General features: G+C 60.8%; 11 protein-coding genes. 5 read left to right on the forward strand and 6 right to left on the reverse strand.

What is annotated here, in order from left to right:
* Positions 1-86: 86 nt before the first annotated feature.
* Positions 87-566 carry a bacterioferritin gene (gene bfr / locus SMD27_RS19190; RefSeq protein ID WP_320510052.1) on the reverse strand — a complete coding sequence of 160 codons (480 nt, stop codon included), beginning with the start codon at positions 564-566 and terminating at the stop codon, positions 87-89.
* A gap of 265 nt (positions 567-831) precedes the next feature.
* Here bfr and SMD27_RS19195 point away from each other — a divergent pair, with 265 nt between their 5' ends.
* The 5 genes from SMD27_RS19195 (at position 832) to SMD27_RS19215 (ending at position 7506) form a co-directional block, all read left to right on the forward strand.
* On the forward strand, positions 832-2187 hold the full coding sequence (locus tag SMD27_RS19195; RefSeq protein WP_320510053.1) for an imelysin family protein: 1356 nt from the start codon (positions 832-834) through the stop codon (positions 2185-2187).
* A gap of 127 nt (positions 2188-2314) precedes the next feature.
* Entirely contained in the window at positions 2315-3847 is a 1533-nt protein-coding gene (locus SMD27_RS19200; protein WP_320510054.1) for a multicopper oxidase family protein, read from the forward strand.
* 1 nt (position 3848) lies between these two features.
* Positions 3849-5216, forward strand: coding sequence for a di-heme oxidoredictase family protein (locus tag SMD27_RS19205; protein WP_320510055.1), 1368 nt, complete (start codon positions 3849-3851; stop codon positions 5214-5216).
* 34 nt (positions 5217-5250) lie between these two features.
* On the forward strand, positions 5251-6354 hold the full coding sequence (locus SMD27_RS19210; RefSeq protein ID WP_320510056.1) for an imelysin family protein: 1104 nt from the start codon (positions 5251-5253) through the stop codon (positions 6352-6354).
* A 24-nt stretch (positions 6355-6378) separates the two neighbouring features.
* Positions 6379-7506: a DUF1513 domain-containing protein gene (locus SMD27_RS19215; protein ID WP_320510057.1), complete on the forward strand. Its 1128-nt coding sequence runs from the start codon at positions 6379-6381 to the stop codon at positions 7504-7506.
* 6 nt (positions 7507-7512) lie between these two features.
* On the opposite strand, the gene SMD27_RS19220 is transcribed toward SMD27_RS19215, so the two are convergent.
* The 5 genes from SMD27_RS19220 to SMD27_RS19240 form a co-directional block, all read right to left on the reverse strand.
* Positions 7513-8307 (reverse strand): ABC transporter permease, encoded by a 795-nt coding sequence (locus tag SMD27_RS19220; protein WP_320510058.1) that lies wholly within the window; start codon positions 8305-8307, stop codon positions 7513-7515.
* On the reverse strand, positions 8307-9191 hold the full coding sequence (locus SMD27_RS19225; RefSeq protein ID WP_320510059.1) for an ABC transporter permease: 885 nt from the start codon (positions 9189-9191) through the stop codon (positions 8307-8309). The genes SMD27_RS19220 and SMD27_RS19225 overlap by 1 nt, the downstream gene beginning before the upstream one ends.
* Before the next feature lie 31 nt (positions 9192-9222).
* Complete coding sequence (locus SMD27_RS19230) at positions 9223-10281, reverse strand: ABC transporter substrate-binding protein (RefSeq protein ID WP_320510060.1); 1059 nt, start codon at positions 10279-10281, stop codon at positions 9223-9225.
* Positions 10282-10363: 82 nt separating this feature from the next.
* On the reverse strand, positions 10364-11458 hold the full coding sequence (locus SMD27_RS19235; RefSeq protein ID WP_320510061.1) for an ABC transporter ATP-binding protein: 1095 nt from the start codon (positions 11456-11458) through the stop codon (positions 10364-10366).
* Positions 11459-11572: 114 nt separating this feature from the next.
* Complete coding sequence (locus SMD27_RS19240) at positions 11573-12454, reverse strand: dimethylarginine dimethylaminohydrolase family protein (RefSeq protein ID WP_320510062.1); 882 nt, start codon at positions 12452-12454, stop codon at positions 11573-11575.
* Positions 12455-12597: the final 143 nt, after the last annotated feature.

Below are 12597 nucleotides of genomic sequence, written 5' to 3' on the forward strand. Positions count from 1 at the left end.
CGCGCGTTTCTCGTCGATTCAGTATTTCCAGCAAACTCGAGCCGTTATTACGGCAAATCGAGCCGTTATTTTGACTCCGATCACACTTATGATTCCGGCGGATCCATCTGCGACTGCAGGTAATTCTGCAGGCCGACCTTGTCGATCAGTTCCAGATTGGTCTCCAGCCAATCGACATGCTCTTCTTCGGATTCGAGGATATCTTCAAGCAGTTCGCGGGAGATATAGTCTTGCACCTGTTCGCAATAGGCGATGCCGCTGCGCAGATCAGGCATTGCCTGCATTTCAAGCTTCAGATCGCACTCCAACATTTCCTTCACGTTCTCGCCGATCAACAATTTGCCGAGATCCTGCAGGTTCGGCACACCTTCCAGAAACAGGATGCGCTCGATCAGCTTGTCCGCATGCTTCATCTCGTCGATGGATTCTTCATATTCATGCTTCGCCATCTTGCCGAAGCCCCAATGCTTCAGCATGCGGTAGTGCAGGAAATACTGGTTGATCGCCGTCAGCTCGTTCTTAAGGACCTTGTTGAGGATCGCGATGACTTTCTTGTCGCCCTTCATGACGGTACTCCGAATTGTTTGCATTGACGGCGAAGTGCCTCCGGAGCAGAGCGCCGCCGGAGGACAGGGTCCGCACTCTACTGCAACTTGAGCTTAAATAAAAGAAAACCGCCCAGCAGGCGGGGTTTTGCCGCTGGCAGTTGAGGCCCGATGACTGCGTCGATCCCGCAGTTCCCCATCATGATAATGCGAATGAGTTGCAATGTCCGGCCGACTAGGCTAATCATCGCTTGGCCGGCCGCCGAGTTGGACCGTGGATCCGATCGTGAGGCGGCAAGTGGTGGGGATATCCGTCAATGCACAGCTTTCGCAGAATAGGGAAATGATGTTGAAGAGCAGTTTATTCGGTGCGGCCGCCTTGCTGTTGGCAAGCACGGCCATCGTGGCGCCAGCTATGATGACCCCGGCGCAGGCGGCGGCACCCAAGGCCAAGGCAGTGTTGGCGCATTACGCCGATCTGGCTTACGCCACGTATGATGACAGCGTCACCACGGCGAAGGCGCTGGACAAGGCCGTCGATGCCTTGTTGGCCGATCCGACCGACAAGACCTTGGCGGCGGCCCGCGATGCCTGGAAAGCGGCGCGTCCGTCCTACCAGCAGAGCGAAGCCTATCGTTTCGGCAATCCCGAAGTGGATGAGTTGGAAGGCACCGTCAATGCCTGGCCGCTCGACGAAGGCCTGATCGATTACGTCGCTGACAGCTATGGCGACAGTTCGGATTCAAATCCGCTCTACCGTGCCAATGTCATCGCGAACAAGGAAATCCAGATCGGCAAGGACAAGGTCGATGCCAGCGTCATCGACAAGAAGCTGATCCAATCGCTGCAGGAAGCCGGCGGCGTCGAATCCAATGTCGCGATCGGTTATCATGCCATCGAATTCCTGCTCTGGGGCCAGGATCTGAACGGTACCGGCCCAGGTGCCGGCAATCGACCGGCGACGGACTACGATCAGAAGAACTGCACGAACGGCAATTGCGATCGCCGCGCCGCCTATCTGAAGGCTGCGACCGATCTGCTGATCGATGATCTGACGGCGATGCGCGATCTCTGGGGCAAGGAAGGCGCCGCCCGCAAGCGTCTCCTCGGCGGCAATGAGAAGGAAGGTTTGGCGGTCATCCTTACCGGCCTTGGCAGCCTCTCTTATGGCGAATTGGGTGGTGAGCGCACGAAGCTCGGCCTGATGCTGCATGATCCGGAAGAGGAGCATGATTGCTTCAGCGACAATACCTACAATTCGCATTTCTACGACCAGCAGGGCATGGTCAATGTCTATACCGGCACCTATACGCGGGCGGATGGCAGCGTCATGAAGGGGCCCAGCCTGCATGACTACGCCAAGGCGACGGCGGCGAAGGCCGATGCCCGCCTGATGGAAGATATGAAAGCGACGACCGCTGCCATGACGACGATGAAACAGACGGGCGACAGCGGCAAGATGGCCTACGACCAGATGATCGGTCCCGACAACCCCGAAGGTAATAAGATCGTCCAGGATGTGGTCGATACGCTGGTGGCGCAAACCCATGGTGTCGAAGGCGTGGTCTCGGCGCTCGGCTTGAAGATCAAGGTCGAAGGCTCGGACAGCTTGGACAATCCTTCTGCCGTCAGCACTGAGTAAGCAGTGCCGCGTAAGCAGCGCCGCGGCGCTGCGCGAAGCGGTTCGATCGGGGCCGATCGGGGCAAATTGCTCCCGCCTGGCCCCTCAGCCGTTCTAATGATCGCTTCTTTAAGGTATTGATTGCCGCATGATGAAGCCGAAGGATAGCCGGAACGCGAAGGGTAGGGGCCGTATTCCGCGACGCGATGTGCTGGCGGGCCTGGCCGGCATGGCCGTCACCGGCATGGCGGCGCCCTTCATCCTGAAGAACGGGCTAAGTGAACCGGCCAAGGCGGCGATTCCTTTCGTTTATCCGACCGCGCCGCAACCACCGGCCGATGCTTCCGTCGTCGATGTCACGCTGACGGCGAAATTCCGTACGCGCCAGATGTTGCCGGCCCCGGCGGGCCTGAGCCAGATCGCCGGCTATGACGACAAGCCGGAGATGATGATGATCCGGCTGAAGCAGGGACAGTGGCTGCGCGCCAAGCTGGTCAATCAGCTGAGCGAGCATACCTCGGTCCACTGGCACGGAATCCGCCTGCCCAATGCGATGGACGGCGTCCCCTATATGACGCAGCCGCCGGTTCAGCCGGGCGAAAATTTCACCTATGCCTTTCGGCCGCCGGACACCGGCACCTTCTTCTTTCATCCCCATTGCAACACGGTCGAGCAATATGGCCGCGGCCTGGTCGGGACCCTCATCGTCGAGGGCGATGAGAAGCGGCCCAGCGATGCCGATGTGATCTGCGCCTATCGCGACTGGCGCCTGAAACCCGATGGCAGCTTCGATGCGTTGATGACCGAAAAGGGCGCGGCCACTGCCGGCACCTTCGGCCAGGTTGCCACGATGAACGGCCAGCCTTTGCCGTTGCGCCGGGAAGTCCCGGCCAATGGCGATACCCGGCTGCGCCTGCTCAATCTCGATCTCACCCGTATCCTGGAAATTGGCGTCGAAGGTGCCGAAGCCTGGGTGATTGCCACGGATGGCAATGCGATCGATCCGGTGAAGCTCGATAGCTGGAAGATCGGGCCGGCCATGCGCCTGGATCTGCTGCTGCGCATGCCGCGTCAGGCCGGTGCAACGGTTCGCGTGTTCAACTATTTTTCTCCGCAGCCGATTTTGCTGGCCGAATTGACCGCCGGTAAGACGCAACTGGACAAGCCGCCTTTCACGCCTGACCTGCTGAAACCGGCAAATCTTCGGGAACCGAAGCTTGACGGCGCTCAGCAATTGCCCATGCGGCTCAGTGCGGCCTCCTCGCAATCGGCGACGGCGCCAGAGGTCAAACTGCCAGATGGCGAAGTCCTGCGCATTGCCGATGCCCTGTGCCTGACGCCTCATACGTTCTGGGCAATCAACGGCCAGGCCTGGCCAGCCCAGGGACATGACGTTCTGCCACCGCCGCTCTTCAAGCTGGCCAAGGGACGCAGCTACGTCTTCGAAGTCGCCAATGTAACGCCGCGCGTCCATCCGATCCATCTGCACGGCCACACCTTCAAAGTCCTCGACTCCGATCGCAACACCGTCGTGCCGCATTTCGCTGATACCACCCTGGTTTTCCCGAAGGAGCGGCTGCGCATTGCTTTCGTCGCCGACAATCCGGGCGATTGGATGGTGCATTGCCATATCATCGAGCATCAGGAGACCGGCATGATGGGTTTCTTCCGGGTTGCCTGACATGCGCCCTTTGGTTTTCCTTCTCTCAGCCTGCCTCGCTGGCGCCGTCGCACTGCCGAGCAGTGCCGAAGAACAAGTCGCGCAACGCCAGGAACAATCCTTGCGCCGCGCCGTGCAGCCGGACGCGGAAATGCCGGATGCGAAGCGGATGGATTTCGATCTCGGCTTCGGCTTGTTCAAGCGCAACTGGGTCGCTGCGCCGTCTTCGACCCAGGCCGTGGATGGCTTGGGCCCGCTCTATAACGCGCGCTCCTGCAATGTCTGTCATCCTGGTGGTGGGCGTCCGACCGCTTTGCTCGATAGACATGGCGATCCGGTAGCTGGGCTGACCGTGCATCTGGGGCAGGCGGCCAAAGTGAGAGAGGCGGCGCGCCCCGATCCGGTCTATGGCGAACAGATCCAAACCCAAGCCTTGCCCGGCCAGCAGCCGGAGGCGCGCCTTAGCCTTTCCATGACAGATGGACCGGTGATCGAATTGGCCGGTGGCGAAAGGGTGCAGTTGCAACAGCCGCAAATGCAGTTATCGCAACTTGCTTTCGGTGATCTCGCGGCGGACAGCCATGCCGGTTTTCGCATGGCGCCGGCCATTCATGGGCTCGGGCTGCTCGACCGTATTCCCGAAGCCGAGATTCTCGCGCAGACGAAGCGAGTCAAGCGCGATGGTGTTGCCGGCCGGCCCAATCGAGTTCTCGATGTTGTCAGCGGTGAAAGCCGGATCGGCCGTTTCGGCTGGAAGGCCGTACAGCCGACCCTGGCGCAGCAGGATGCCCATGCTTTCAATATCGATATCGGCATGTCGACGACGATATTTCGCAGACCTGCCGGCGATTGCTCCGGCATCCAGCGGGATTGTCTGGCGGCGCCCAACGGCAATTCGCCGCAATTCGGCAATGTCGAGATTGCCGAGCCGATGCGACATCTGATCGATACTTTCGTCTCATATGCGATGCTGCCACCGCAGCGGCAGCGTGACACCGACAGGATTGCCGCCGGAGAAAAGCTGTTCATGGCGGCCGGCTGCGATACCTGCCATCGGCCGAGCTACAATCTGCCGGCCACGGCCGAAATACCGGCGCGGCGCATCAGCCCTTATACCGATCTGCTGCTGCATGACATGGGCCCCGGCCTTGCCGATGGTGTCGCCGAGGGAACAGCCGGCGGCAGCGAATGGCGCACACAGCCGCTCTGGCGTCTCGGCCAGGCTGTTGCCGGGGATGCGCCGGCGGCTCTGCTGCATGACGGCCGGGCGCGGACCATTCTCGAAGCTGTGCTATGGCATGGCGGCGAGGCGACGGCGGCGCAGCAGCGTGTCGTCGCCATGTCGCCTGAGGAACGCACCAATTTGATCGCCTTCCTGCGATCTCTATGATCTCAGGAGGCATTATCCCAATGAGGACGAGAGCATGAAACTGACCCGACGCCATTCCCTGCTGAGCGTGATCGCAACGGCGTTGTGGCAATTGCTGCCCCATGGTGCCCGCGCTGCCGACAAATATGCAGCTTTCAATGCGGCTTTCGCGAGAGATATCGCGATACCGAGCCTGAAGACCTTTGTGGCCACGACGGAGGCGCAGGTCAAAGCTGCGGCGGCCTTCAAGGCAAAGCCGGATGCGGCCGGTCTCGATGGCTTACATAAGGCTTTCGGCGATGTTTCGGATGCCTGGATGGCTGCACAATTGCTGCGTTTCGGCCCGCTGTCCCAGGAACAGCGGATGGACCGCGTCGAATACTGGCCCGAGCGCCGCAGCATCACCGATAAGCAGCTTGCCGGCTTGGTCAGTGCAGCGGATACCAGCAAGCTTGCGCCGGATGTCTTTGCCCGGGCCAGCGTGGCGGTGCAAGGGCTGGGTGCCTTGGAACGGCTGATCTATGAGGGTGACAATCCGCTGCAACATTTCGCTGACGCATCGCCCGCCGCCGCCTATCGTCTGGCACTGGTGGCGGCGATTGCCGACAATCTGCATCGGATTGCGAATGAGGCTTTGGCCGATTGGCAGGCTTTGGAGCCGAAGCTGGCAAAGGGCGATCAAGCGGGGCTGGCAGCAACGCCGGTCGAGGCAACGGGGCAGATCTATGCCGGCCTGTTGACCACCATGCAGATCATCGCCGACCAGAAAATCGGTTTGCCCTTGGGCAAGGACATCAATCTCGCCAAGCCGAACCAGGCGGAACAATGGCGTGCCGGCCGCTCTCTGCAGAATATCGCGCTGAACCTAGCAGCCATGCGTCATGCCGTAACGGGCAACGATGCCGGATCTTTTGCAAGCTTCCTCGGCGGCAAGGATATCGAGCCGCGCCTGTCAGCGGCTTTTGACGACTGCCATAAGGCACTCGCCGCTATCAAACAGCCCTTGCCGGAAGCCGTGGCCGATGACAAGGATGGCCGCCAACAGGTGGAGATGTTCTATGTCAAGCTCAATCTGGTACGGGATATCCTAACCCAGGAAATGCCGGGCGCGATCGGCATCACCCTCGGCTTCAACGATCTCGATGGAGACGGCGCGTAATCATATCCGGGACGGAGAAAAACGATGGATCGTCATCACTTCCTGTCAGGCAGCCTTCAGTCCTTCATGGCCGGCATCGGTGCCACCTTCGGTCGGCAGAAAGCCAAGGTAGCAGACACGCAGCCGCGCTTCCTCAGCGCCTGCGGTGTGGCTGATAAAGGCGGCAAGCTGGCCTTTGCCGCCGCGGCGATCGATGGCAATGGTGACGCGCTTCTCGATTCCGCTTTGCCGATGCGGGCCCATGAGATCGCTCTGCATCCCGATGGCAGGCGTGTCCTCGCGGTCGGCCGTCAGCCGGGACGCTATAGTTGCATGATCGATCTCGCCGATGGCCGGAAGCTCTATGATTTGCAGATCGCCGATGACCATGAATTCAACGGCCATGCCGTCTTCCCCGGCGAAGGGGCGCAGATCATCGCCACGGAGGAGCATGTCGAGACCTCGATCGGCCGGCTTGGCTTTTACGACGCGGCGACCGGCGCCTGGCTGCAGGGCTGGCCCAGCCACGGCATTGAGCCACATGAAGCGATATTGGACGAGAAAAACAATCGTCTGATCGTCGCCAATGGCGGCATCCTGCAGCGCCATGCCGTCGGCGAGGTGGAATCGAGCCTGGTCATTCTCGATCTGCGCGATGGTGAACCGATTGCCATCGGGCGCCTGCCGGAAGATCTCGCCTCGCTGTCGATGCGGCATATGGCGCTCACGGCCAGGGGCGATGTCGTTTGTGGCATGCAGGATCAGGATGCGCAGAGCGATCTCCGCCCTCTCGTCTGTCTGCTCGATCCAGCCGGAAATATCCGATTTCTCAAGATTCCCCGCGATCTCGCCATGATACTGCGCGGCTATGTGGGCAGTGTTGCGGTGGATATCAGCGGCTGGGTTGCCTGCGCCACCTCGCCCAAGGGCAATGTCGCCATGTTCTGGGATCTGCGGCGCGAGACCTGGCTGGGCCAGGCCACCGTTGCCGATGGCTGCGGCGTTGCCGGCAATGGCAAGCCCGGGGGCTTTGTGGTGACGGGCGGCAAGGGCGATGTGGTGGAGATTGCCACGCTCGATGCCGCGGGCCGGCCGATGGCGCCAAAATCGCATCTTCTTGCCAGCAATGTCCGCTGGCATTGGGACAATCACCTGACCCGCATTCGCGCCTGAGGCCGGCTAGGCGCCAACGCGGCTCTGGCGATAAAGCCGGATGCAGGTGGCGGCCAGCGTGATCACGATGACCAGGCTGCCGACGGCTGCCACCGTCGGGTCGATATTGTCGCGGATGCCGTTCCAGATCGCCTTGGGCAAGGTCATGATCTTCTGGCTGCTGATGAAGAGCGTGACGACGATCTCGTCCCAGGAGGCGAGGAAGGCGAGGACGGCCCCGGAGAGAATGCCTGGCTTGATCACCGGCACGATGATCAGCCACATCGCCTCCCAGGCATTGGCGCCCAGATTGCGCGCCGCCTGTTCCAGCCGGCCGTCGAAATTGCTGAGCGACGTCGTCACCGTGATGATGACATAGGGCACTGCCAGGACCGCATGGGCGATGATGATGCCGATATAGGAATCGAGCAGACCGAACGCGACCCAGGCCTTGTAGAAGGCGAGGGCCGAGACGATCGGCGGCACGATCAGAGGCATCAGCATCAGATTGCGCAAGGAATCGCCAAAGCGGCTGGCGATGCGCCACAGGCCGATGGCGCCCAGGGTGCCGGTGATGACCGCCAGAACCGCTGCCAGAACGGCGATCAGCAGGCTCTGCCCGATGGCGCCGAGCCAAAGCGGGTTGCTGAAGAGGTTCTGGTAGTGCTGCAGCGATAGTCCTTCGTCCGGCAGCGAGAGATAATGATGCGTGGTGAAGGAGACCGGGATGATGACGAAACTGGGCAGCAACAGGAACAGTGCACCGGCCCAGCCCAGCAGCTTGGCGATGGAGATCGAGGAGCTGCGTCCGAAATCCACCATCAGCCGCCCCCCAGCATCTTGCGCATATCCATGCTGCGGGAAAGCCCGCCGATCAGCAGCAGGACGACCGCCAGCAGCGCGGTGGCCAGCGCCGAGGCCAAACCCCAGCGCAGGGTCTGCTGCATCTGCACGGTGATGTATTCGGCAATCATCACGGTCTTGCCGCCGCCCAGGATGATCGGCGTCACGAAGAAGCCGAGCGTCATGATGAAGACCAGGATCAAAGCGGCGAAAATGCCCGGCTTGGTCAGCGGCATGAAAATCTTGATAAAGCTTTGCACCGGCCCTGCGCCGAGGCCGCGCGAGGCGGCGATCAGACTGGGATTGATGCCATCCATGCTGGCCAGCAGCGGCAGGACGGCATAGGGCACCATGTAATGCACCATGCCGATCAGCACCCCGAATTCGTTATTGGTCATTGAGAGCGGCGTCGAAATGATGCCGAAACTCATCAGGAAGCTGTTGATGATGCCTTCGCTGCGCAACAACGTGACCCAGGCGAAGGCGCGGACCAGGACCGACATCCAGAACGGCACCAGGATCGCGAACATCAGCATGCTGCGGGTGCGCGGCGGCGCGATGACCACGGTAAAGGCGATCATATAGCCGATCACGACGGAGAAAACGGTGGTAATCGTGCAGATCCGCAAGGTGGTGAGGACGACGCGCTTGATCGCCCGGTTGTCGAACAGCTTGATGTAATTGTCCGGCCCGACTGCGGGATCGCTCAGGCTGATCCAGAAGACCTGGAACAGCGGTAGCAGGAAGAAGACGAGAAGGCACAGCAGGACCGGCAGGACGAACAGCCAATAGACCTGGTCCTGCCGGTTGCCGATGGCGAGCAGTTTGCGGCGAGATGTGCCGACCGCGACCTCGGTTGCCATAGCCCTGCCTTCCCGCGTTACGCGCCTCGCCTCAGGAGGCGAAGAAGTCGAGGTAATCGTTGAGGACGTCGTTGTAGTTCTTGCCGTACCACTGCACGTCCATCGGGATCTGGATCTTCCAATTGGCCTCGTTGCCCGGGTCGATCTTGGCGAGATCGGCCGGCGCCATGGCGGAGCCGGCGGGATTGGCGGGGCCGTTGGACATCGATTTCAGCAGATCGACCTGCAATTCCGGCTTCTGCATGAAGGCGATGAGCTGCATCGTCTCCTTGACGTTCTTGGCGCCCTTCGGCACCACCCAGGAAGACGGGCAGGCGAGACCCTGATTGAAGGTCCACTTGACCTCGCCCTTGGTGTCGCGCTCAAGCAGCGTCGAGCGCGTATGCCAGATCAGCCCCATGCTGACCTCGCCTTCGCGCAGGAAGCGCTGGCTGTCGGCACCGGATTCCCACAGGATGATATGGTCCTTGATCTGTTCCAGCTTCTTCAAAGCGCGGTCGACATCGAGCGGATAGAGCTTGTCCACCGGCACGCCATCGGCGATCAGCGCGGCTTCCAGCGCGCCTGACATATATTTCCAGAAGGTCCGCTTGCCCGGGAATTTCTCCAGATCCCAGAAATCCGCCAGGCTTGTCGGCGCTTCCTTCAGCTTCGAGGAATTATAGGTGATGACATAAGAATAGATGTAGCTGCAGCAGCCATACTGGAAGGCGTGGCCCGGCCGCACCTTGTTGCGGTCGACGATCGAATAGTCGATCTCCTCCAGCAGGCCGCGGCTGCCGAGATTTTCCGAGGTGAAGCCGTCGGCGTCGCAGACATTCCAGGTGACGTTCTTCGATTCCACCATGGCCTTGATCTTGCCATCGGTGGGACCGGTGCCGTCGATCGTCACCTTGATGCCGGTTTCCTTCTCGAATGGCTGGGCGAAAGCATGATCGAAATTCGGGATGGCATCGCCGCCCCAGTTCACCAGCACCAGTTCCGTGGCGGCACTGGCGCGGCCGGCGCGCAGGATGAAGGGGGCCGCAGCAGCAGCAGCCCCGGTCATCGCCAGAGCCTGACGCCGAGTCACCAGACGACGTGTCGGCATTCTTATCGTGTTATTCATTATGTCCTCCCATTGAGCGGCGTTTATTGCTTGTTTGCTGTGATCCGCCGGCTTGCGCGGCGGATTATTCTTCCGTAACCGTCACGCCATCTTGCGGTTGCCAGGCGAGCCAAGCCTGCTTGCCTTCCTGCAGGAATGTCTGGCCTTCGGCCGCGGCGATCTCTGCCCGGATGGGGCCGATCCCCTCGACGGCGATCTCGAAACACAAATGGCCGCCCAGATAGCGCCAGGCGACGATGCGGCCGGGCAGGCAGTTACGCCGGTCTGCCGTGGGTTCCGCCAGCAAAGCGATCTTCTCCGGCCGCAGCGCCACGGTGATATTGCTGCCGATGGAGGGATGCTTCGTGCCGTTCTGCAGAATCTCGCCCGCCGGCGTGGCAATGCGCGCGATCCCGCCATCGATCGACTGCACGGTACCGGCAATGAAATCGCTTTCGCCGAGGAAAGCGGCGACGAAGCGCGATTGCGGGCGATTGTATAACTCGCTCGGCGTGCCGATCTGGGCGATGCGGCCCTGACGGAAGATGACGATGCGATCGGACATCGACAAAGCCTCTTCCTGGTCATGGGTGACATAGATGAAGGTCGTGCCGAGGTCCTGATGCAGCTTCTTGATTTCCATCTGCACATCGACCCGCAGTTTGCGGTCGAGCGCGCCCAGTGGTTCATCGAGCAGCAGTAGATTGGGTTGGAAACTCATGGCGCGGGCGAGAGCCACGCGTTGCTGCTGGCCACCGGAAAGTTGGCGCGGCAGGCGGTCCGCGAGATGTGCCATCTGAACTCTGTCCAAAGCCGTCTTCACCGCCGCCTCAACCTCGCTCTTCGGCCGGCGGCGGATTTTCAGCGGGAAGGCGACGTTCTCGCGGACGCTGAGATGAGGGAACAGCGCATAACCCTGAAACACCATGCCGAAATTGCGCTGTTCGGGGGCAAGATGGGTGATGTCGCGCCCGCCCAGGCCGATGCGCCCGGCATCGGCGGCGACAAAACCGGCGATCATCATCAGCAATGTGGTCTTGCCGGAACCGGAGGGGCCGAGCAGGGTCAGGAATTCGCCCGGCCGGATGTGCAACGACACGTCATCGACAGCACGGACATTGCCATACTGTTTGAGGAGGTTCTCGATACTCAAATCGCCTTGTGTGTCATGCATCGTCATGCATGACCATGGGCCCAGTTCCCATGCCTATCCCCTGTCTGTTAAGCAGCCGAAGCCTTGTTTTGGCTTATTCCGTTGCCGGCTTCGGCTGTTTCGTTTCGTCTTTGCCGAGGCTTATACCGGATCGCGGCGCAGGGCCTGCGCCATGCAATGCACACCGCCGCCGCCCTGAGTAAACATCGTCACATCCGGATCGTAAACCGTAAAGCCCAAAGCGCGCAGGCGGGCATTCAGGTCCTTGCTTTGGGCGGTGGATAGGATCTTGCTGTCGCCCAGCGCCATCACGTTGCAACCCAGGGCCATCGTATCCCTGTAATTGACCGGCACGATCTCGATCTTCTTCGACTTCAGCCAGTCGATAATCGAATCGTCGGTCGTCTCCTCGCAGACCGCGGCCAGCTTGTGGCCCAGCATGCAGACCATCAGGTCGATATGGACATAATGCTCGGCGATCGGCGCCAGGCGAACTTCCCAGCCTTCCTTCTCCAGCCAGCCCTGGATCTGGCGGGCGGCCGGTTCCTGGGTGCGTTCGCCGCAATAACCGATCAGCACGCAGCCGGGCTCGATGACGTCGAAATCACCGCCTTCCATGGCGGAAGCCGTGACCCAGTTCCAGATGGGAATGCCGGTCTCCTGATAGAATTTCACCACCGGGGCATATTCGCCGCGCCGCCACCATTGATGCATTTGGGTGACGACGGCGCCCCAAGGGGTCATGAAGCTCGAATCCCGGGCGAAGACCTGGTAGGGCAAGTTCTCGTCGGCCGGCAGGTAATGGACCTTGGTGCCCGCATCTTCATAGGCCTGGACCATTTCCCGATGCTGCTTCATCGCCAGTTGCCGGTCGAATTTGGCGCCGCTCGCCAGGGTTGCTTTGGAAATGGAGCTGGTCGGCAGCCAGCGGAAATTCTCCGGTGAGCAGAGCAGCACGTCGCGCAGCTTCCCGTATTCGGAATTAGCGCCCCAGGTGGTGGCGACGGCACTATCGGCAGCCATGGTTTCCTCCCCATTCATTTGCCCAAGCCGGCCGCGGGCCGGCGATGCTGTCAATGATGCTAGGGGAATAGAAAAATTGCTCAAACTGGATAAACTCTATTCAATAACGTTTACAAAATCTCACCAGCTAGCTCCGAAAGGTA

This window comes from Dongia soli, from assembly GCF_034044715.1.
Taxonomy (GTDB): domain Bacteria; phylum Pseudomonadota; class Alphaproteobacteria; order Dongiales; family Dongiaceae; genus Dongia_B; species Dongia_B soli.